This is a genomic window from Saprospiraceae bacterium, assembly GCA_016717265.1.
In the GTDB taxonomy this organism is placed as follows: Bacteria; Bacteroidota; Bacteroidia; order Chitinophagales; family Saprospiraceae; genus Vicinibacter.
Genome location: JADKFX010000001.1, coordinates 315,757 through 338,213, shown reverse-complemented (window position 1 = coordinate 338,213; position 22,457 = coordinate 315,757). Strand labels below are relative to the sequence as shown.

Sequence of the window (22,457 nt, the reverse complement as noted above, 5' to 3'; positions counted from 1 at the left end):
ATGGTATGATATAAATGTACTTAATTTGCAATAGCTATTTGATAAGGACGCTATAATTAAGTTACTTATAATTATTAAAATAGTTAAACAAATTAGAATTTTTAGGGTGTTCTCATAGTGTTATTTAAAGGATCGGCCCTCCCGGGTCGATCTTTTTTTTTGTTCCTTTCCAATTTAATCAGAATAATATCTAGGTTCATTCGTTTAATAAGACGAATCAATTTTTTAGAACATGCTGCGTTACTTCGTTTTCCTTTTTTTGCCGTTTTTAGGAAGCTCCCAATCCGAACTCTCCATTGGCGAATGGGCAACACATTTACCCTTTAATAATGGAAATCATGTCACCCAAAGTGATCAATTTGTTTATTTTTCAACGGATTTTGCAATTCTCAAAATCAATAAACAAGATTATAGTTTTGAACGCATTACGCGTACTGAAGGATTAAGCGATAGTCGTATTCGAACTATTTATTTTCATAAACCAAGCAGTACTTTATTGGTTGCCTATGAAAATGGTATATTAGATTTAGTTACAGAATCGGGCGTTAAACCGGTAGTGGATCTTTTAAATTTTAATAATATACCGATAGATAAATTTATTAATACGATTTCATATCAGGATGAACAACATGTTTTTATTTCTGGTAACTATGGCGTTTCACAATTAGATGTTCGCACCGGTAGATTTAATTTTACCCTATTCACCCCAAATATAAAAGTATACGATTGTACACAAAATAATAATGAATATTTTTTAGCTACAGAATCTGGAATTTATTTATTTGAAGATAATGGCACAAACATTATTCAAAATTTTGGTGGTTGGCAAAAATTAGGCGCTTCTTTTGGCCTACCTGAAAACGGAACATTTAATGCTAGTGTAGTTTATAAAGGCTCTGTATTTGTTTCTGGAACCAATGAAATTTTTCAATGGAAAAACAAGCAGTTTAATTCAATTTATAATAATAGTGAGTATACCATTAAGTATTTGAATCCAGGTCCGATGCATTTATTGGCAGGCCTACATTGTAAGAATAATTGTGGTGACCGGGTGGGTTTTTTTAATGAGCAATTGAACCTAACACTTAGTAATCCAGATTGTACAGAAAAAAATTTATATAGTGTTGAGTCTGGAGATGGAACGATTTGGTATGCCGATGTTCGATGGAGTTTTCGGTATTCCAGCAAAGCTGGGGAATCCTGTAATTCAATTTGGATAAGTGGTCCAGCTACAAATAATTGTTTTGAAATTGCTGCTTTGGAGGATGGTGTTTATGTAGCTTCTGGTGGCTTGGATGCAACGTTTACTCCGAATTATATCTTTGATGGTATATTAAAATATTCAAATAAAACCTGGAGTTCTATTAATTCATATGTGACAGAGGATTTAAAACCATTTGAAATTTCTGATGTAATTCGCATAGCCGAACATCCAGACAAAACAAAAATTTATTATGCAAGTGCTGGTAAAGGGCTTATTGAATACAATCGGGTCACAGATCATTATACTGTGTATAACAAAACCAATTCTCCATTGCAAGGTACTGTAGGGGATTCCGTAAATATTCGATTGTCAGGACTTGCATTTGATAAAGAAAAAACGCTTTGGATTACAAATTATTTGGCTCCTACAGGATTGCTTTCTTTGAATACTAAAGGAGATTGGAAAAAGTATATTTTTCCAAACAACTCAAATTTATTTTCTGAATTGAAAATCGATCAGAATGGATATAAATGGATTATTAATAGATTAAGTGGTGGTATTTTAGTTTTTGATGAAGGAGATCCAAATGTAATTGGAGATGATAAGAGTATCTTGCTAACAACATCAAATACAGAAATGACAACGAATGATGTTCGCACGGTGGAAGTAGATCTTGATGGGGATGTTTGGGTTGGTACCGCGGAAGGACCTGTCGTATTTGAATGTGGTTCCTCCATTTTTGATGGAAGCTGTAAAGGCAGTCGCCGAAAAGTTGACCAGGATGGAATAATCTATTATTTGCTTTCATCTGAGATTATTACTACCATTGCTATTGATGGTGCAAACCGAAAATGGTTTGGCACTAATAATAATGGTATCTATGTACAATCACCGGGTGGGGAATTTCAAATCTATAATTTTAATGTTGGGAATAGTCCATTAATGGATAACAATATCCTGGATATAAACATTGATCCTAAAACTGGAGAAGCATGGATCGCAACAGCAAGAGGTTTACAGGTGTTTCGCACAGATGCTACTTTGGCAAAAAATGTGTTCATAGGGAGCCCTTTGGTGTTTCCAAATCCGGTTCCTCCAGAATATGATGGACCCATAGCAATTAAAGGATTAGCCCGCGATGCAAGGATAAAAATAACAGACCTTAGCGGACGTTTAGTTTTTGAAACGATTGCAAATGGTGGAGAAGCTATTTGGGATGGCAGAGATTATTTAGGAAAAAAAGCAAGCTCTGGAGTGTATCTGGTATTTGCAAACTCAACGCAAGACTTTGAAACTGCTGAAGCAATTGTAACTAAAATCGTTTTAGTAAGGTAAACAATTGGATTCTCAATAAAATTTAAATGCATCGTTATAAGCCCATTTAAATAGCTTCGGATCGTTCTTAATGAAAAGTTTAAATTTAGGAAATACCCCTTGGATAAGTCCAATATTTTAAACAATAGGGTTCAATAAACAAAATGTCTATTCCCGGTTTTGCTTTAAAGCTTATGAGTTTAATGAAACTGGATCGTTAACATGCTTGTATCTTTTTGACCATTGGTATTTTCGACAATGGCAGTGATTCCTACACCACCACCTGAAAAAACCCGAGGGAGATTACAAGAGCGCATATAAGTTTCAAGATTTGGAATCGAAAGTCGCATAGTTTTAAAGGCACATGTAGTTAATGGAGAACAGTCATTTTGGTTTGTGATTTTACCATCTATAGCAATGCCTACTGCCGGAGGAGGGGAAATGCAAGTTAAGCCGAATCCACCGCTAATAGAAATACATTTTATTCCGCACATCGTATCGGTAGCACTCACAAATACAGTAGTGCTCGTGGAGTCTGTGAGATTTGTATTAATTGGAACTGTGGGATTTGGTACAATACTGATTGAACTTGTCATCGTGCCATTACTATGGTTTACTGCCTGAGCATATTCCCAGCGTATTTGTGTATTGCAGCCAGTTGTTGCAGGTTTAATGAGCGCTGGATCATTGCAAGGTTGACAACAAGATGAAATAAGGCTAATAAAAGCTGCTACTAAATAGAACAAAGGATTTAAATTTTTCATTTTTTATAATTAAAAATTTTAAGAATCAACTAAGTTTGTAAAGTTACATTATTTTCCAATGCAAAAGCAATACCTTAAAAGGTCCATTTTTAATATGATTCTAAAAGACCATTTGAGTTCAGGTTTGAATGAATTTTATATTCCTTTGGATTGAATGTCTCCTAATCTGTATTGGTTAGCAATAGAATGCTTGATATTAAGCCCAACAAGGAGATGCAATTTTTTAAGAAGAAGCCTGCATTTAGATGGATGATTCTAGCAAATCCAACTACTAATTATTTTAGTTTTAATGGATTTGAATAGGTTTCGATAAATTGAATTAATAGGGGTTCTAAATCTAAATTTTGCAGACCTTCATTTATAATTCTGTAAATAAAATGAATGAATTGTAAAATTTATTACTTGCCATTTATTTCAAAAAAACAAGCGAATGTTTAACATTAAAAAGAACAAATTCAATCCCCATTTTTTAAATCGAAATATATTTTTTCATACATGGGTAAGATTTTTATGATATCAAAATCTTTTGCTCGTTGAAAAGAAGCTTTTCGAAATTGATTTAAAATATCATTATCTGAAAGTATATATTTCCCTTTTTCAGACATCTTTTGAATATCACCAACATCACAGGTAAAACCTGTAACACCATTTTCAATCACTTCATTGAGTCCGCCAATATTAGAGGCTATTACAGGTACTTCACAAGCCATAGCTTCTAAGGCAGCTAAACCAAAACTTTCGTGTTCAGAAGGTAATAAAAACAAATCTGTGATTGCTAATAAATCTTCAACCATATCTTGTTTACCCAAAAATCTGACCTCCTGGCTAATACCCCAGTCGCGACTCAGCATTTCTATGCGGGGTCGTTCCGGTCCATCCCCAATAAGTAAAAGTTTTGAAGGAATTTCCTTGTTAATTTCTCTGAAAACAGCTAATACATCATCCACACGTTTTACTTTTCTAAAATTTGATACATGTGCGATAATTTTTTCATGATCTTTGGCGATTTCATTTTTCAGGCCTGGATTTTCTTTCTTTTTAAACCTTGTAAAGTCTATAAAATTTGGGATAACATGAATATCTTTTTTAATATCAAATATATCATAGGTTTGTTTTCGTAAGGCATCTGAAACCGATGTAACAGCATTGGATTGGTTGATACTAAATTCTACAACAGGAAAATAGGAACCATCTGCACCGATCAATGTGATATCTGTACCATGCAAGGTGGTGACAAACGGAAGTTGTTTATTTTTAGTTTTTAAAATTTCTCTTGCCAAATACCCAATGGTTGCATGTGGGATAGCATAGTGGACATGTAAAACATCCAATTCTTCAAATAAGGCGACATCAACAATTTTACTTGCTAAGGCGGTATCCATGGGCTTAAAATCAAATAAAGGATATTCCATAGGAGCTACCTCATGATAAAAAACATTGGCTAAATAATGCGCCAATCGGGCAGGCCGTCGGTAACTTATAAAATGTACCTGATGACCATTTCTGGCTAGTGCCATACCGAGTTCAGTGGCAACCACTCCGCTCCCACCATAAGTAGGATAACAAACAATTCCTATTTTCAACATCATTAGATTCTGAATTATTTAAACAATTTTTTTAACCAAATGTTAATTTGACCTCTTGAACAGAGATGCGAATATGGCTATATATACCATTGCGGACTTAGAAATGTTGACAGGCATAAAAGCCCATACCATCCGTATTTGGGAAAAAAGATATGGTTTAATCAATCCAAAACGTACCCAAACCAACATTCGGTTTTATGACGAAGAAGACCTAAAGAAGCTTGCAAATATTGCTTTATTAAATCATAAGGGATATAAAATTTCCTTGATTTCAGAAATGCAAGTGCAGGAAATCGAATCTCTGGTTGCAAATATCAGTGATGTTGAAGTTTTCAATAAGGATGCCTTAGATGCCTTAAGCTTATCCATACTTCAATTAAATGAGAAAAACTTTACACACCTGGTAAATACGAATATCCACCAATTGGGTTTTGAAAATACATTTAATCAAATTCTTATGCCCTTGTTGGATAAGCTCAACAACATGTGGTTAAGTGGGAGTATTAAAAAAGTTCATGAAGAGTTTGTAAATCGATTTATTAAGAAAAAAATCATTCACGAACTATGTCATCTTGAAAATCAGGAACACGAAATTAACACTTGTTTTTTGTTATTTCTTCCACCAGAAGAAAAGCAAGAGCTCAATCTTTATTTTGTCGAATTATTCATTCGTAAGAATAATTTTCGAACAATTGATTTAGGATTTGATTTAACCGTATCTGATATTTTGGATGGAATCCAAATTATTAAACCCCAATTCTTATTTAGTATTGTACATGAGGAATCCTCAATAAGCTTTGTCGAGGATTTAATAAATGGAATTTCTGAAATGGAAGATCCTCCGATCCTTTTGTTGACAGGATATTATTCGAATCATTTTAGAGATCAAAGTAAGTTTGTAAGAATTACAGAAGGTTTTGAAGAACTTGAACAATTTATTAAAACGGTAAAAGAAATTTCCTGCTTTTGTAAAAAATAATTTATTTATATGAAGATTCATTTGATTATTTGCATTGGACTATTCTTGTTTTTTTCTTGTAAACGAGAACCTTCTGCGAATACAAGCGTTAAAGATGCCCCGGGATCTGAACTTAGTCAAATGGATTCATTTTATATAGATCCTACGCAAAGCATTATTTATTGGCAAGGTTCCTCACCTTCGGGCGCACATAATGGGAGTATTAAAATTAAAAGTGGTAAACTGTATTCTAAAGATAAAATTCTAAAAGCCGGAATCGTTTTAGCCGATATGAATAGTTTAAAGAATTTAGATTTGGAAGATTCGTTGGATCGATTAGACTTAGAAAAACACTTAAAGGATGCAGATTTTTTTCAAACAGATTCTTTTCCTGAGGCTAGATTTAGTTTAAGTTCTATTACGATGATTCAAGATACTACCTATAATGCAATTGTGCATGGCTACCTTACCGTAAAAGATGTTATGAAACCATTGCAGTTAAAATGTAAAATTGATCATGCTGAAGATGCAATATTAATTTCAGTTCCGGAATTTAGTTTAGACCGCACGCAATATAATATTATGTATCAATCAAAGAAGATACTTGCATCCTTAAAAAATGGTTTTATAGGGGATGAGATTAACTTAAGCATGAAAGTGATCGCAAGAAGTGGAAATAGATAAGCAGTTTCATAGATTTTATTGTGTAAAATGCATTCGTCATGAATATTAGAGTCACACAGCAATTTCAATGGCCTTCATACTTCAAAAGTGTTTATAAAATATTAACTTATGACGTATGTAAATTATATTAAACTATTAATTACACTGGCATCAATAATTGAGCTACATTTTTTAGGATTAGGTCAATCGGAATATTTTACCAGCATTATTAAAGGACCCCGCGATGGTGATTATGCTTGGTCTGTGAAATCTATGGCAGAAGGTTATGCCTACTGTTCTGGTACTTATTGTTATAATGAGCAAAAAGGATGCATGGTTTTTGGTATAACAAATTTAGAAGGTATTTCTGTTTGGAATAATAAATTTATAAGAGATCCTGAAATCCAGTGTTCAGCGGTTTCATCTTTCAATAATTCAATTTATTTAGTTGGCAACAGCCACTTTTATAGACCTGACAATTTGTATCATAATCTTAAACCATTTATATTAAAACTTAACGCAAGTGGTGATACCTTATGGAAGTATTTTTATGGAGAAGTGGAAGATCCAAATTCTCCAATTCAGAACATAGCACTTTACTTTAAATTCTCCAATGAACACATTTATATGTTGGAGGGTGTTTGGAATAAAGATACTATTGGATTCAGTTCCTATATTCGAGTTATCAAAATTGATACCAATGGAGTTGTTTTATGGAAAACCAGACTCAATTCAACGAATCCACCAAAAACATTTCAACCAAAGAGCCGATATTTACAATTTGATGAACAAGGAAATATCCTCGTTTGTGTGGCTGTAGATACCATTTTATCTCAAGCTGAAACAATTCCATATACAGCAATTCTCAATCAAAATGGCCAGATACTTAATGAAGGCAAGCTTTATCCACTTGAACGGGATCCATTTAATTACACTTTTTATCCCATTAAAGGGGCATTTACCAGAAATCATAATGCCGTTTGGATATCAGAGTATAATTGGAATGAAGGAATTCTTATCTATGCATTTGATTCAACAAGAAAAAAAATCTGGAGAACGATTATAAATTCACCCTGGGAGGCAATATACTATCCCTCTATTTTTGGATGGTCTAATGGTGATATGATAGGATTATATGATACTGCTGAGCGATTTAAATCCACAAAACCAAGGGGCTCCGGTTTGCTGCGGATTTCTCCATCCGGTCAACTAAAATGGAAACGAAGGTACTATATGTCCCCGTGGACAGACAAATCACCCATTGAGTTAAATTTTGGTGCCGTTGATGAAACAAAAGATGGTGGAATAATAGTTTCCGGTGGCTATACTTTTTATAATCAATGGAGAGAAATTGATCAGGATGTGTTATTGGTAAAGCTAGATAGTCTGGGTTGTCCATATAATGATTGTACAGAATCAGACACCATAATCATCTTAAAAGAATCTGTTACTGCAACTGTAAATTTAAAAAAGAAAGAAAGTTATAACTGGACAATCAACAACGACCAAGTAAAGTTGATAATCAGATTTGAACAGGGTATTCGAAAACCAGAATTGGAAATTGATTTGCTAAATTTAAATGGACAAACTATATTAAAACAAAAACTTGCATCTTACGAATACGAAATTACTATACCAATCAGTGGATTAAATCCTGGTATGTATATCCTTCAAATGAAATCCGGAAAAATAATAAAAGCATTTAAATTTATTGTTTAGTTAGTATATAGAAACATTACTTAATGAAAAGTTCAAATTATTTTGACGACATACATAAAGCTTATACGTAGCAAATAGTGAATAAATAATCGCCGAACTTAGAGCGGATTCATGTGATCCAGTATTTCACCAGGTAAAAATATTTTTTCTTTTGGAGCCAATCGATTGACGGTTTATTGTGTATATCCACTTCATTCTTAGTTAAAATCGAATTATTTATTTTCATTCGTTAATACCCAAATCGCATCTAATGTCAACATGCTATCCAGGCTTATGTTTTTTTCTTTTGCTTTCTTTTTTACATGTTCAAACCAACCAGGATCGAGTTTTATTTTATCGACCATTTTAGAAATCGCCATGGAATCAATTATGGTAGGTTTGCTAAAGCTGTCTGAAGATTTCATTATAGCTTTCGTATTTTCAATTAAAAATGCTTGTAAATCCTTAACAATATATACCTTCTCTGGCGTAAAATTCATTTTTGAAAAAAAGTAAAGTCGATTTTTAGTATTCGGTTCATGCCAAAAAGAAGAATAGAAATGGGGAGAATTGCCAGTATAGGCATTTACACATTTTAATTGTTTTTGCTGACATGCCAACATTGCATCTAAATTATAATGAATCGATGCAGAATGAAGCTCTTCCGGTTCATAAGATACGATTTCATTGGGTGGTATTCCTTCTAATTTATTGATTAATGCATTTGTTCTGGATTGTGCCTCTGCTTTTTCAATTTTATAAACAGAGTCCGATTTAAAGAAATTATCCAAAATGATAAGTCCAAATACTGAAAGAAAAAGGATACTTTGTTTAATTTTATTTAGGCGAGTCAGCATTATAAAACTATAACTTACAGCCATTCCAAAGAATAATAATTCAACATTAATAACTCTCGTTAGAGATTTCATTGCACTAAAGCCAGGAATTAAATAAATAAAATAGTACAAGCTATAATTTCCAATTCTTAAGAACAAGAGAAAGCAAAGCATTCCTGTTATTGCAAATATTCTAAGCTCAGCTAAGTTTAAGGCTTTAAAGTAATGGGGAATATAAAATGTACAAAAGAATATCATTAAACTCACAGAAGCAATTGCACCCGCAAAAATCTGATGATCCCAATAAGCAGGTAATTCTTTTAAATGGCTACTTAAAAAATCCCAGAACAAACTACCCGGTTGACTGAAAAAATACGAGCTAATAGTTGGTACTGAATTAATAACCGTTTGATAATTGATAAGTTCGGAAGTTTTTTCAACGGAATTTATATAAGGATACATTAATAAAAAAAGCATTGTAAAATTTGCGAGCAGGCTAAATAGCATTTGATTTCGCCATCTACTATTATGAAATAATTCTAACAGCTTTTTATTATATTTTATAAACACGATGAATGTGGATATTATGAGTGGGATGCTTAATAGGAGACCGATGTAAATTGCACAATAAAACTGCCAGACACAAAAGAAAAGTAATCCAAAGAAATATTTAACGTGAAACTTTTTTATAAACAATAAGAGCATTAAAAATGAAAGCGGAATACAAAATCTTGGGAAAACCTGAGTATGTGTTACCTGAGATTGTAAGGCAATTGAAAAAGCAAAAATAAATGCACCTAAAACCGCTGCGTATTTGTTTTTTGTCCATTCCCAAAGGAAGATATAACAACTGAAGTAATTTAAAATACAAATGACCAATAACCAGGCCTGATAAGAAAATTCTCTATCAAAATGAAGGAATCTGAATATTATATAGAATGGAGATGAGCCCATTAAGTTATCTGAATAGCAGATTACTTGCTTTACAGGAAACATAAACGGAGCATTCCAATAACTTTCAATATTTCCAATAAGATATTGAAAATTATGTTCTAATATATAATTGTTAAATCGTCCATCTCCCAGATCACCAGGCAAATAGTTAAAATTAAAGCCCAGGATATTAAAGGGTACTAAGATTAAACCCGCTATGAATCCTAAAAGCAATGGCCAATATTTTAAAATAGCTTGAAACATCTTTTATGAATTGACGAAGTTCAAAAATAGCTTTAAAATTATTAAAATGAAAATTGTTTTAACCACGTAAAATTATATTGGATTAGGGTCGTGTTTAAAAATTATTGCTTTTGCCAGGTATTTCAAAATTAAAGGATCATATTTAGAAATAGCTTTTGAGTTAATCGGATTGAATCTCTAGTTTCTGAAATTGTAATTTTAAATTTGTAATAATGAAATTTAATTTCATTATCTTCCAATATACACCAGTAATATTGAAATATCAGAAGGAGACACTCCACTGATTCGACTTGCCTGACCGATGGATGAAGGTTTTATTTTGCTTAGTTTTGTTTTCGCTTCATTGCTTAGTGCTGGAATGGAATGGTAGTCAAAATTTGAATAAAGTTTTACACCTTCCAATCGCGACATTTTATCAACCAATTCCTGTTCTCGTTTAATGTAACCTTCGTATTTTATTTGAATTTCTGCGCTTTCAATAATTTCATCATCAAAAACACTCAATTCTGAAGCCAATGCTTCATTGAAATTACATAAATCCTTAAGCGCTACATTGGGTCTTGGTACCAATTGTGCAAATTTCATTTTGGTATCAATTGGAGAAGATGAAATACTTTCTAAATACCCATTAATTTCTTCCGGAGCAATGGATACTTTTTGTAAAAATGATTTAATGGTAGCCGCTGCATTTATCTTTTGTTCAATCCGAATGTTTCTGGCTTCCATATTTTGCATACCTGTTGCTACTGAAATAGGAGTGAGGCGGATGTCGGCATTGTCCTGTCTTAATAAAATGCGATACTCAGCACGGGAGGTAAACATACGGTAAGGTTCTTCGGTACCTTTATTTACCAAATCGTCTATTAAAACGCCTATATAGGCTTCTGATCTGGATAATATCAAAGGGTCTTTTTCTTTTACCCGTAATGCTGCATTGATACCTGCCATCAATCCTTGACAGGCAGCTTCTTCATAGCCAGTTGTTCCATTTATTTGTCCTGCAAAAAATAAATTTCTGACTAAATGAGTTTCCAAACTTAAAGTCAATTGCGTAGGAGGAAAATAATCATATTCAATAGCATATCCAGGCCTAAACATTTTAACATTTTGAAGTCCTGGAATTTTTTGTAAAGCTTTATATTGAATTTCTTCCGGTAATGAAGAAGAAAAACCATTGATATAAATTTCATGTGTATCCCAACCTTCTGGTTCGATAAATAATTGGTGCCGATCCCGATCCGCAAAACGATCAATTTTATCTTCTATAGAAGGACAATACCGGGGTCCTAATCCTTGAATTCTTCCAGCAAACATCGGACTTTGATCAAAGCCAGTGCGAAGGATGGCATGAACTTCCGGATTAGTATAGGTAATATGACAACAAAGTTGTTTGTCTGGAACCTTTGTGTCTAGAAATGAAAATTTAGAAGGAACCGGATCCCCTTCTTGAATTTCCGTTTGGTTATAATCGATGGATCTGCCATCTAATCGAGGGGGTGTGCCAGTTTTCATCCTACCACTCTCAAAACCAACAGAAACAAGTTGTTCGGTAATTCCTTTTGCAGCATTTTCTCCAGCTCGTCCACCTCCAAATTGTTTTTCACCGATGTGGATGATTCCATTTAGAAAGGTACCATTCGTTAAAACAACCGTTTTAGCGGTTATTTCTTGACCCATTCCAGTAAGTACCCCGTAAACCATTTTATCTTTTATTAGTAATCCTTTGACCATATCTTGCCAAAAATCTACTAACGGATGATCTTCTAATAGGTTTCTCCATTTACGAGCAAATAAATTTCGGTCACTTTGTGCCCTTGGGCTCCACATAGCAGGACCTTTAGAGCGATTTAACATCCGAAATTGAACTCTGGTTTCATCGGTAACTATGCCAGAATAACCACCCATAGCATCAATTTCACGTACAATTTGACCTTTGGCAACACCCCCCATTGCAGGATTGCATGACATCTGGGCGATCGTTTGCATATTCATCGTAATCAGTAAAACGCGACACCCCATGTTAGCAGCTCCAGCAGCAGCTTCACATCCGGCATGTCCGGCACCTACAACAATGACATCGTAATTTGGAAACATAAATTTGAATCTGCAAAATTAGGAAATAATGACTGGTTTTATTCTTTAAGATCAAATAGATTTATTTAGGGCTAATGTAAGTCCCAGCTGGATGAATATAATTGGATCGTATGCTCACGTAAATGCAGTATAAAATATTAAAATAAAAGAACTTGATTTGATTTCATTCGAATCGCTGTTTTATCTATTACATTTGTCCTGAAAAATTGCAATAAAATCATTTTTTAATATACTAGATAACCGCTGATGAAATATATTATTTTATTTTCATTTTCTATTTTTATTCATGCTGCCGCCCAATCGCAACATACGTTTCAACAAACACAAAGAGGGAAAAAAGGAAGTTTTTATTTTTATTGGGGATGGAATCGTGCGCAATATACAGCATCCGATATTGAGTTTAATGGGCCATCGTATGATTTTACTTTGGATAATGTAAGAGCAAAAGATAGATTTAGCAAATTGAGTTTTAAAACCTATTTAAATCCTGGTTATATTACCATACCACAATATAATTTTAAGTTGGGATATTATTTAAATGATATCTATAGCATTTCTTTGGGTAATGACCACATGAAGTATATTGTACAGAATAACCAACGCGTCCAGATTACAGGGAAGATTGGAAACACCGGAACCAAATATGATGGTAGTTATGAACAAAATGATTTAATTCTTGCGGAAGATTTTTTAAAATTTGAACATTCAGATGGCTTAAATTATTTTAATTTGGACTTTAATCGATTAGATAAATTTTTAGATTGTAAAAAAGTTAAATTTCATTTTATTGAAGGATTCGGGGCAGGTGTTGTCATAACAAAAACAAACAGTACCTTATTAAATAACGACCGTCATGATGCTTTTCACTTATCTGGATATGGGGTCAATGCATTGTTTGGGATTAACATTGAATTTTTTAAACACTTTTTTATACAATCAGAGGAAAAATTTGGCTTTATTAATTTGCCAAATATTCGTACCACAAAGTCAAATTTAGATCAGGCAAATCAAAATTTCTTTTTCTATCAGTTCAATGTTGTAATAGGTGCTGTCTTTCATTTGAATAGAGCACATAAAACAGAGCAGATATAGTTTGTAGCATTCTATTTTGTAGTATTTTTGATTTCAAATTTTAACTCAAAGCATATGAAATTATACCTAAGTTTAATTTTCGGATTTTTTTGTTTCTATAATTTATTGTCGCAGGGATGCAGTGATGCTGGATTTTGCACACTCAATAGCTTGAATGTAAAAAAATCTGATTCTTTGGATTCAAAATACACAAATCAAATTAAAATTGGAGGCTCCTATGGGAAAGCAGATCATGATATTCAAGTTATTTCTAGTTTTATAGAATACCATAAAGAAGTAAGTTCTAAAACAAGTGCAGATATTAAATTAGCATTTTCATCTCAAAATGGAGAAACCGCATCGGGTTTATCAATTTCTAATTTTAATGTTTCAGATCTTTATCTGAATGTAAATTGGAAAATTGTACGAAATATGCAATTTACGTTTGGATTTAAAGTTCCTTTGCAGGATGGAAACATGAAAATCAAGGGGGCCCCGGCACCGTTAGATTATCAAGCAAGTTTAGGCACCTTTGATGCTATTTTTGGTGTGGCTTATAATATTAAAAATATTTATTTATTTCTGGCGGCACAACAACCATTAACGCAAAATAAGAATAGCTATCTAAATTGCAATGGCAACGAAATCGTTTATAATTTGCAATCTACCAATAAGTTTGAACGAAATGGGGATATCTTATTGCGCATTTCATATCCAATTCAGATATCAAATAAGTTTTCAATAATCCCATCAATATTGCCAATCTATCATTTAAAAGAGGATACTTATTTTGATTCTTGTAATAATCGTTCTGAAACGATTACCGGCTCAAAAGGTATCACGGTGAATGGTAATTTATTCCTGGGGTATGATCTTACGAGACGAAATCGAATCAATGTAAGTGCCGGTTTTCCGCTGGTTGTGAGAGATGTAAGACCCGATGGATTGACCCGAAAATTTGTAGCAGGTCTGGAGTATCAGTTTAGGTTTTAATGAATGGCGCAGCTGCTTTTTAATTATTCATGTAATTGTAAATAGACTAATTTTTTTTCTAGGAAATAAGCTTCTGGAAACAAATCATAGATATCCCAAATTTCATAATACGCCTTATTTTTAATTGCTTTTAACTCCTCATTTAAATCGCCACCTTTGTATGCTATGACCCCATTTGGCAAAGCGGTGATTGATTGTTTTTTAAGAATCGATTTGCTGTAGTTGCAAAGTTGATCCAAAGAACAAACGGCTCTGCTCACAACGAAATTTACATTTTCCTTATATTCTTCAGCTCTCAGATGTAGGAATTTTATATTTTTTAAATTTAATGCTTCTGCAATTTGGTTTGCAACCTTAATTTTTTTGCCAGTTCCATCTATCGCAGTAAAAGATATATCTGGATAATAAATGGCTAATGGAATCGCTGGAAACCCTCCACCAGTGCCTAAGTCAAGGAGTTTGCATTGAGCATTCAATTGGATAAACTTAGTGATGGTAAGAGAATGTAAAACATGATGCAAATAAAGAGCATCAATATCTTTTCTTGAAATAACATTGACCAATGCATTTTGCGTTTCGTATAACTGTTTTAATTGTTGTAAAGAGTCTTTCTGTTCTTTTGATAACTCAGGAAAATAGTTTAATATTAATTCCATTTACCAGGATTTCTTTTGGATGAATAAAAAGGGAATCTGCAACATTAGATGTCCTATATATAATATGCATAAAAAAGGAAAGTAGGCTGTTAAATTTTCTTCTTTTAATCGTTTCATTAGTTTTGCAAAAATTGACCAACAAATGGCAAAATAAATGGTAATCAAAACAAACGAAAATATCGAATTAGGGCTGAATAAAATAATAGCACAACTGATGAAGAATCCAATGAAGCTGAAATAATAGCTCATGAGATAAATTTGAACTTTTAATTTATAGTGAATGGATGCAGCATAGTGTCTCCATTTTTGACTAAAATAGGACTGATAGGTAGAACTTGGTTCTGTATAAATAAAGGACATAGGTGAAATACAAATACTAGTATTTTCATTCGTAGCTTTAGAACCAATGAGTAAATCATCATCTCCATAGGCTATTTCTGGTTGCAAAGCAAAGGCACTATAGATTGATTTGTGATAGATTAAATTTCTACCGGTTCCCATATAGGGTATTCCAGATTGGGCAGCAGACAAATACTGAATGGAATTGATTGCACATTCAAAGCGAATGAGTTTATTTAACCAGCCGGTTTTAATATGATAAGGAGCATAGCCTAAAACAATTTTAGTATCCTGGTAAACGTTTAATAGCATCATTTTTAACCAAAGCGAAGTGGAAGGTTTGCAATCGGCATCAGAGAGTGCAATCCAAGAATGCCTTGCTTTCGAAATTCCAAGTTGCAAGGCTTGTTTTTTACCCTCTTTGGTTTTCTGATTTTTAAATATTCTAAGTTTTGGTTGATTTCTCGACAAGGATGTTAACCATTCGAAGCTTCCATCTGTTGAATCATCATCCACTACAATGACTTCAAATGCAGAGTAATCCTGATTTAAGAATTCAAAAAGATTATGTTCAAGTTGCAAACGTGCATTTCGAGCACAGATGATAATTGAAACGGGATTCTCAAAATTTGTGCTTTTTGCTTGAATATTTATAGCTAAACGGCTGAAAATGAACACCCAATGAATAATTTGAAGGGTAAATGAGCAAACCAAAAAAACGAGCCAAAATCCTAAGATCACCATTAAAGGTAAAAAATTCTCTAAAACAATTAAATATTATAAAAAAATGTAATATGTTTGTCCCTGATTATCTATTGTTCCATACAAAATATTGATCTATGTTGCGAATCATCCTAGCGAGCGTTTTTATTGCTTTTTGCTTTTGCCTTAATGCCCAAATGAATTTTAATGGGCAATCTGTTTATGGAAATGAATGGATTAAGCCAGGCCAGAGCTATTATAAATTTCAAATTGCGTCAGACGGAGTTTATAAAATTGCATTTCAACAATTACAACAAGCAGGAATTCCGGTAGATAAAGTTTCTGCAGATAAAATTAAAGTGTACCGATTTGGAGTGGAAATTCCAATTATTCGATCCACCAACGGGATTATGACATCCAATGATTACCTATTATTTTATGCATTTAAAAATCGTTCAGAACTAGATTTGCCGCTATTCGAAGACCCAAGTCAGTTAATCAATCGCGAGTATAGTATGCACAATGATACGATGGCTTATTTTATAAGTTGGGAAACAACTGCAAGTACTAATAATGTATCAAAAATTCAAAATGATTTATCCTCACCAATACCAAAAGATGCTTATTTTCTAAATACAAAACAAGTTGTTTTTTCTGAAATATCTTTTAAAAGAGGGGTAGGGTATCAAAATTCACAAAAATATCCATTGTTTGATGCTTGTCAAGGCTATGCTACGGATCATTTTCAATTTCGTTCTTTTCCAATAAATACAGAAAACGCTTATTTGTCTGGTCCGGATACAAAAATTAAGGTAATTTCCGGAGGCTATGGAGAGGATAATTCCTCACACAAAGTCACCTATAAATTAAGTGGAAACCAGATTGGACAAGATATTTTTGCGGGATATAAAGTTCGCACAAAAGAAATGAATTTTCCTTCAGCAGATCTAAAAGATCAAATGGAAATTTCAATAGAAGCGATTGCAAATCCGGAAGACAAAATTTCAGTTTCTATTTTGGAATATACGTATCCAAGTTTATTTAAATTTAATCAGGCAAAATTTGCAAAGATTAAACTGGAAGGAGGATTAATTCGAAAATATTTGGAGATTGAAAATTTTGATGGTGGGGATGAGATTTTTGTTTATGACTTAACCAATAATTTTTATTTAAATAGTATAAAAGAAGCGAATGGTAATTATAAAATTTCCATTCCTGCTTCCACTTTAGACCGAGAAATTTTGGTATGGAATAATTCCGAAGTTAAAGCCATTCAAGCTCTTGAAAAAGTGGATTTTCTAAATCTTAATGCAGGTGATTTTAATTATATTATTTTATATCATCCTAGGTTAACAAATGATGGAAATGGAAATAATTATGTTCAGGAATATGCAAATTATAGATCTTCTCCGGAAGGTGGTGCATACCAGGTAGCCTTGGTTAATGTTGAAAAATTATATGATTTATTTGCATTTGGTATTCACACACATCCATTAGCTGTCAAAAATTTTGCACAATATGTAAAAACCATTTGGCCAAAGATGAAATATTTTTTAGTCATTGGAAAAGGTTTGGAATATCCTTATTATAGGCAAGCAGGTTTGGATCCCAATTTTTTCTTTGTGCCGACATTTTCTTATCCTGCCGCAGATATGCTTCTGGTATCTGACAATCAAAATAATCCATTGTGCTCCTTTGGAAGATTGCCCGTAATTAATGGAACAGAAATAAAGAATTATCTGGATAAAGTTAAATCGCATGAAAATTATTTAAAGAATTCATCTCATACCATTGAAGCCAAAGAATGGCAGAAAAGAATTGTTCATTTATCAGGAGGCGATCCAAGTATTTATACGCAAATAAGTGGGCAGCTCAATGGAATGGAGCAAGTGATAAAAAATAATTCATTTGGAGCAAATGTTCTAACATTTTATAAACAAAGTAGCAGTACAATTGAAGTAGCAAATAGTGAAAAATTAAAAAATTCGATCAATGAAGGGAGCTCAATTATAGCTTTTATGGGACATTCAGCAGCTGTTCGCTTAGATTTTAATCTTGAAAATGTAGACTCCTATAAGAATAAAGACAAGTATCATATGTTTATGGCTATGGGTTGTTATGCAGGCTCTATGTTTGCGCCCAACAGATCGATCAGTGAAGACCATAATCTGGCACCGGAAAAAGGGTCTGTTGTGTATCTTGCCAATACAACCGCTGGTTTTCCTGATATTTTAGGTGTTTACGGGAGTGAGTTTTATAGGCAGTTAGGAGGAAAATTTTATGGAAAACCGATCGGGGATGCTATTCAAGAAACCTATATAAATCTTAAAAAGCAAGGGGGAGAGCGGTTGTTAACACAAGCGTATTCTACGAGTTTTAATGGCGATCCTGCGGTTCAGTTGAATGTAAATGCAAATCAAGACTATACTATAGATTCAAAAACGGTATCGACAAATCCTTCCTTAATTTTTAGTTCTCAAAAAGAATTTGAGTTTAAATTTGAAATCGTTAATCTCGGAGCCTATACAAGTGATAGCATTTTACTAAGCATTGAAAAGAAGGAAGCAGATGGTAAAGTAATCAGTGTTTATAATTCAAAAATAGTTACACCTTCAAACAGAAGAGCATTTACAATTAAAGTTCCAATAGGTAATGATGAATCCATTGGATACAATACGATGTATGTTAAGTTAGATGCCAAGAATGAAATTTCAGAAGGACCCTTAGCAGATGCAGAAAATAATAATGAATTAATAATTCAAGGACAGCGAGGCTATTCATTTTATATTTTTGGAAATGAAGCAAGACCTGTTTTCCCACAAGAATTTGGCATTGTGAATCAGAATAATGTAAAATTAGTTGCAAGTAATGGAAATACCTTAGCTACGGTTGGCAATTATTTTCTTGAAATGGATACCACAGAATATTTTAATAGTTCATTATTGCAAAAAACAGTAATCAAACAGACAGGTGGTGTAATCAGTTGGACTCCGAATCAAAGTTTAATTGCAAATGCAGTGTATTACTGGAGGGTAGCTCCTGATAGTATTGGTTCCGGTGTATTTGCCTGGAGAAATTCATCTTTTATATTTCTGCCATCAGGGACTCCTGGTTGGAATCAGTCTCATTATTTCCAACATAAAAAGAATGATTTCTATAAAATGCAGTTGAATGAACCAGAACGAAATTTTGCATATGCAGAATCCTTTATAGAAATTCGGGCAAATAACGGGTATATAGAACTACCCACATTTATTCGTCCTCGGGTATATGTTGGAACCGATGTTGCAGCCGATTATGACTATTGGAATTACAATGTAAATTTTTCAGGAATCATTATAAATGTATTTAATCCTGTAAATGGCAGAATGTGGATCAATAGTACGGGTGGTGATTTTAATAGTTATACAGATCCTGGATATATAAATAAACCATTTTTCGTTTTTAAGACGCAAACAACCTTGGAACGAGCTGCGCTCATTGAATTTTTGGAGCAGCATATTCCAAAGGATCATGTAGTTATAATAAGCACTTTGAGTCAGTATCAAAATTCGTATTATCCAGAACTATGGGAATCTGATGGGCCAAAAAATATTTATACGGTGCTTGAATCTTTAGGTGCTCAAGAAGTGAGAAGCTTAAGATCCTTTAATTCGGTTCCATACTTGATGATTTTCAGAAAAGGTAGAACCGATTTTGAAGTGAAAGAAAGTGTTGGTAATTTTACAGACGAGAATGAAATTTCACATTCCTTTACAATACCACAAACAGCTGGTTACATACAATCAAGAATCATCGGACCTGCAAAAGTTTGGGATAAATTTATTTGGAATTATAAAGGTTTTGATTCGAATGAAGATCAGCAAGAAGTTTCAATTTATGGAATTGATGCCAACGGTGTTGAGAATAAACTGTTTGGTATCCTCTCCAATACGGAGCAAGATCTAAGTTCGATCAACACGGCGCAGTATCCGAAAATTAAATTAGAATGGAAATCTAGTGATACCAGCTCAAGGACAGCACCTGCTTTAAATTTCTGGCGTGTGCAATATGCAAGTTTACCAGATGTTGCATTTAATCCGGCAAATTTTTTAAAGAAAGCTAAAGACACTATTAATCAAGGGGATATTTATGATGTGGAGATTGTAGCTCAAAATATTAGTGAAGTAAAAATGGATAGCCTCTTGGTGAAATTTACGATTGTAAATCAGGCAAACCAACAAATTAAATCTTTTAAAAGGTTTGTTCCAATTTTGGCTTTGGAATATTTAAAGATCCCGTTCAGCTTTAATAGCTCAAGTGTTTATGGTCCGCATAAATTATTCATTGAATTAAATCCGGAAAATGATCAACCTGAGTTATATTCTTTTAATAATACTGCCATCATTCCATTTTTTGTGCGTAGAGATAAGCGAAAACCATATATCGATGTGACTTTTGATCGAAATAAAATTTATAATGAAGAAATTGTTTCAAGTAAATCAGTTATTGAAATCACACTACAAGATGAAAACCGAGATTTATTATTAAATGATACCTCAGTTTTTACACTTAAAATTAAAGAACCTGGAGGCTTTCCTCAACGGATTTATTTCGGACAGAATAATGTGCGATTTATACAAGCTTCAACCACAGACAATAAAGTTAAAGCGATCATTCAAGGAGACTTTACAAGAGATGGAATTCATACTTTGTATGTAACAGCAATTGACGGTTCCGGAAATGCAGCAACAGATCAGGATTATATTACAGACTTTACCATCATCCGGAAATCATCTGTAAGTAATTTATTAAACTATCCTAATCCGTTTACATCCAAAACAAGATTTGTTTATACTTTAACAGGAGATATTTTGCCTGACCATTATATGATCCAAATTTTAACAGTATCTGGAAAAGTGGTTCGTGAAATCACACGGGAAGAATTGGGGCCTCTCTCCATAGGTACACATATGACTGAATTTGAGTATAATGGAACGGATCAATATGGAGATCGATTGGCAAATGGTGTATATTTATATCGGTTTGTAGTAAAAGATAAACTTAATAAGTCCTGGGATAAATTCGATACAAATACAGATAATTATTTCAAGAATGATTTTGGTAAAATGGTGATTCTGAGATAGAATTTGAGATTTTGAATTTATAAATGCTACAATCTAAAGATCTTGATTTACAAATAAGGATTCCTTAATATTATGGCTTCGTTTTAACTATTATACTATTTAACGCTAAGCTTAAAGACCGTTTTATTTCCGGAATTAATATCGAGATTGTAGATTCTTTAAATCTTATGCGGGATTATTTTCAGGCATTTAATTTTTTCATTTCAAAACAGGCATCCAGGAAAAATTTATTAGTCCAGTTTGTGTATCGAAATGGGAAGTAGGGTTTCCATATAGGTACTGAAGAAGGAAATGCACCATGATGCTCTGGAGATGCAGAATGAATTTGGTATTTTAGTAGGTTACCAAAAAGTATTTTGGCTGCTTCTTTTAATTTTAAAATTTCAGTTTGGTGGTATACTTTTAAAAGCAATGCACAAAATTGTGCTTCTCCTGTGACGCAAACAAAGGAATAATCTCCTGTTAAATTATTGTAATAAGAGCCAGGTGTTTTTTTGTATTTCAGTATTTGATTGCTTATAATTTCTAAAATTTCGATGATATAACTTTGGATCCCTTTATTATTTAGCAATGTGCTGGATTCATAAAATCCTTCAAGTGCATAGGCTACCGTATGACTTATTGCAGATTGGGATTTTGAAAATCCGCAGTTATTGAAAAAATGAAACTCATTTTTATTTAAGAATAAGGAGTCCATTGAATTTGTTAGTAATATTATATTTTCGGTTTTAAAATATTGTTTATCGGCTAAAATCAGGGGCCATAAAGCTCTTGAATAATAGGCTGCATAGTAGCCTTCAACATAAAGTCCTGCAGTCAGAATACCAGCTGGATTTATATTTTTTAGTATCCAGTTAAATGCTTTTTTAAGGCCGTTTAAATATTTTTCTTCTTTGGTTAACAAGTAGAGTTCATGAAATCCAAATAGTATTTGTGCAGTGTTAAAGGCACTCGGTTTTTTAAATTTAATGCCTGAACAGAAATAACCTTCCGGATTTTGAATCGCTAGTAACCAATCCCCGGATGCTTCGGCAATCTTTTTTGTTTGAGTTTTTTCCAAAGTTTGCTTGCTAAGCAGATTTTCAATTAGATAACCGGTTGTTTCAGGATAATCTTTAGTCCAGGCAATACAAGCAGGTAGATAGTTCCAGCGGCTATGCGGAAAACCACCTGTTCCATGTTTAAGATATGAACTTAAAAGCCATTTTAGGCTGCGCATTTCTGCTTCTTTGATCTGCCTGATATCATATTCCATA

The 22,457-nt window shown here is 33.1% G+C and carries 14 protein-coding genes; 7 read left to right on the top strand and 7 right to left on the bottom strand.

Annotation, left to right across the window (positions count from 1 at the left end):
• Positions 1-232: 232 nt before the first annotated feature.
• On the top strand, positions 233-2,539 hold the full coding sequence (locus IPO86_01540; GenBank protein ID MBK9726778.1) for a hypothetical protein: 2,307 nt from the start codon (positions 233-235) through the stop codon (positions 2,537-2,539).
• 179 nt (positions 2,540-2,718) lie between these two features.
• On the opposite strand, the gene IPO86_01535 is transcribed toward IPO86_01540, so the two are convergent.
• Entirely contained in the window at positions 2,719-3,282 is a 564-nt protein-coding gene (locus tag IPO86_01535) for a hypothetical protein (protein ID MBK9726777.1), read from the bottom strand.
• A 455-nt stretch (positions 3,283-3,737) separates the two neighbouring features.
• Positions 3,738-4,865 (bottom strand): N-acetyl-alpha-D-glucosaminyl L-malate synthase BshA, encoded by a 1,128-nt coding sequence (gene bshA, locus IPO86_01530; GenBank protein ID MBK9726776.1) that lies wholly within the window; start codon positions 4,863-4,865, stop codon positions 3,738-3,740.
• A 58-nt stretch (positions 4,866-4,923) separates the two neighbouring features.
• Here bshA and IPO86_01525 point away from each other — a divergent pair, with 58 nt between their 5' ends.
• The 3 genes from IPO86_01525 (at position 4,924) to IPO86_01515 (ending at position 8,208) form a co-directional block, all read left to right on the top strand.
• Positions 4,924-5,847 (top strand): MerR family transcriptional regulator, encoded by a 924-nt coding sequence (locus IPO86_01525; protein ID MBK9726775.1) that lies wholly within the window; start codon positions 4,924-4,926, stop codon positions 5,845-5,847.
• Positions 5,848-5,856: 9 nt separating this feature from the next.
• Positions 5,857-6,510 (top strand): YceI family protein, encoded by a 654-nt coding sequence (locus IPO86_01520; protein MBK9726774.1) that lies wholly within the window; start codon positions 5,857-5,859, stop codon positions 6,508-6,510.
• 108 nt (positions 6,511-6,618) lie between these two features.
• On the top strand, positions 6,619-8,208 hold the full coding sequence (locus tag IPO86_01515; GenBank protein ID MBK9726773.1) for a T9SS type A sorting domain-containing protein: 1,590 nt from the start codon (positions 6,619-6,621) through the stop codon (positions 8,206-8,208).
• A 212-nt stretch (positions 8,209-8,420) separates the two neighbouring features.
• Here IPO86_01515 and IPO86_01510 read toward each other — a convergent pair whose 3' ends face one another.
• Both IPO86_01510 and mnmG read right to left on the bottom strand, forming a co-directional pair.
• Positions 8,421-10,220 (bottom strand): hypothetical protein, encoded by a 1,800-nt coding sequence (locus IPO86_01510; protein MBK9726772.1) that lies wholly within the window; start codon positions 10,218-10,220, stop codon positions 8,421-8,423.
• A 228-nt stretch (positions 10,221-10,448) separates the two neighbouring features.
• Complete coding sequence (gene mnmG, locus IPO86_01505; GenBank protein ID MBK9726771.1) at positions 10,449-12,314, bottom strand: tRNA uridine-5-carboxymethylaminomethyl(34) synthesis enzyme MnmG; 1,866 nt, start codon at positions 12,312-12,314, stop codon at positions 10,449-10,451.
• Positions 12,315-12,596: 282 nt separating this feature from the next.
• Here mnmG and IPO86_01500 point away from each other — a divergent pair, with 282 nt between their 5' ends.
• Together IPO86_01500 and IPO86_01495 are read left to right on the top strand one after the other, a co-directional pair.
• Complete coding sequence (locus IPO86_01500) at positions 12,597-13,406, top strand: hypothetical protein (GenBank protein ID MBK9726770.1); 810 nt, start codon at positions 12,597-12,599, stop codon at positions 13,404-13,406.
• A gap of 54 nt (positions 13,407-13,460) precedes the next feature.
• Complete coding sequence (locus IPO86_01495; GenBank protein MBK9726769.1) at positions 13,461-14,378, top strand: hypothetical protein; 918 nt, start codon at positions 13,461-13,463, stop codon at positions 14,376-14,378.
• 23 nt (positions 14,379-14,401) lie between these two features.
• Here IPO86_01495 and rsmG read toward each other — a convergent pair whose 3' ends face one another.
• Positions 14,402-15,034 carry a 16S rRNA (guanine(527)-N(7))-methyltransferase RsmG gene (rsmG, locus tag IPO86_01490; protein ID MBK9726768.1) on the bottom strand — a complete coding sequence of 211 codons (633 nt, stop codon included), beginning with the start codon at positions 15,032-15,034 and terminating at the stop codon, positions 14,402-14,404.
• Positions 15,035-16,051, bottom strand: coding sequence for a glycosyltransferase (locus IPO86_01485; GenBank protein MBK9726767.1), 1,017 nt, complete (start codon positions 16,049-16,051; stop codon positions 15,035-15,037).
• A 161-nt stretch (positions 16,052-16,212) separates the two neighbouring features.
• Between IPO86_01485 and IPO86_01480 the strand changes: the two genes are divergently transcribed.
• Positions 16,213-21,201, top strand: coding sequence for a hypothetical protein (locus tag IPO86_01480; protein ID MBK9726766.1), 4,989 nt, complete (start codon positions 16,213-16,215; stop codon positions 21,199-21,201).
• A gap of 181 nt (positions 21,202-21,382) precedes the next feature.
• Here IPO86_01480 and IPO86_01475 read toward each other — a convergent pair whose 3' ends face one another.
• On the bottom strand, positions 21,383-22,456 hold the full coding sequence (locus IPO86_01475) for a hypothetical protein (protein ID MBK9726765.1): 1,074 nt from the start codon (positions 22,454-22,456) through the stop codon (positions 21,383-21,385).
• Position 22,457: the final 1 nt, after the last annotated feature.

What these genes read in the sequence shown, in the direction of transcription:
- IPO86_01510 (MBK9726772.1), bottom strand. Translation starts at nt 10,220, where the DNA reads ATGTTTCAAGCTATTTTAAAATATTGGCCATTGCTTTTAGGATTCATA.
- IPO86_01495 (MBK9726769.1), top strand. Translation starts at nt 13,461, where the DNA reads ATGAAATTATACCTAAGTTTAATTTTCGGATTTTTTTGTTTCTATAAT.
- IPO86_01475 (MBK9726765.1), bottom strand. Translation starts at nt 22,456, where the DNA reads ATGGAATATGATATCAGGCAGATCAAAGAAGCAGAAATGCGCAGCCTA.
- IPO86_01520 (MBK9726774.1), top strand. Translation starts at nt 5,857, where the DNA reads ATGAAGATTCATTTGATTATTTGCATTGGACTATTCTTGTTTTTTTCT.
- IPO86_01535 (MBK9726777.1), bottom strand. Translation starts at nt 3,282, where the DNA reads ATGAAAAATTTAAATCCTTTGTTCTATTTAGTAGCAGCTTTTATTAGC.
- IPO86_01480 (MBK9726766.1), top strand. Translation starts at nt 16,213, where the DNA reads ATGTTGCGAATCATCCTAGCGAGCGTTTTTATTGCTTTTTGCTTTTGC.
- rsmG (MBK9726768.1), bottom strand. Translation starts at nt 15,034, where the DNA reads ATGGAATTAATATTAAACTATTTTCCTGAGTTATCAAAAGAACAGAAA.
- IPO86_01515 (MBK9726773.1), top strand. Translation starts at nt 6,619, where the DNA reads ATGACGTATGTAAATTATATTAAACTATTAATTACACTGGCATCAATA.
- IPO86_01540 (MBK9726778.1), top strand. Translation starts at nt 233, where the DNA reads ATGCTGCGTTACTTCGTTTTCCTTTTTTTGCCGTTTTTAGGAAGCTCC.
- mnmG (MBK9726771.1), bottom strand. Translation starts at nt 12,314, where the DNA reads ATGTTTCCAAATTACGATGTCATTGTTGTAGGTGCCGGACATGCCGGA.